At 40.5% G+C, this 294-nt stretch carries 1 protein-coding gene; it reads left to right on the forward strand.

Annotated features, from left to right (window positions below; genetic code table 11):
- Nucleotides 1–6: 6 nt before the first annotated feature.
- The coding region (rutC, locus tag FLQ44_RS13480) for a pyrimidine utilization protein C (protein WP_147694807.1) at nt 7–294 on the forward strand (288 nt) is incomplete at its 3' end.

Here is a 294-nt window from a genome sequence, read left to right on the forward strand (position 1 = left end):
TTTTAAATGTCTAAACAAGTTGTAATCCCAGCAGCAACTTCTAAACCACTCGCCCCTTATGTTCCTGCAACTAAAGCAGACAATATCGTTTATGTTTCAGGCACTTTGGCATTTGATGAAAATAATGATGTGGTTTATGTCGGCGATGCTGCGGGACAAACTCGGCATATTCTAGAAACCATCAAAAGAGTGATAGAAACAGCGGGTGGAACGATGGATGACGTCACGTTTAATTCAATCTTTGTCAAAGATTGGGCAGATTATGCTGCGGTGAATACCGTTTATGCTGAATAT

Source organism: Vogesella mureinivorans (assembly GCF_007644035.1).
GTDB classification, from domain to species: Bacteria; Pseudomonadota; Gammaproteobacteria; order Burkholderiales; family Chromobacteriaceae; genus Vogesella; species Vogesella mureinivorans.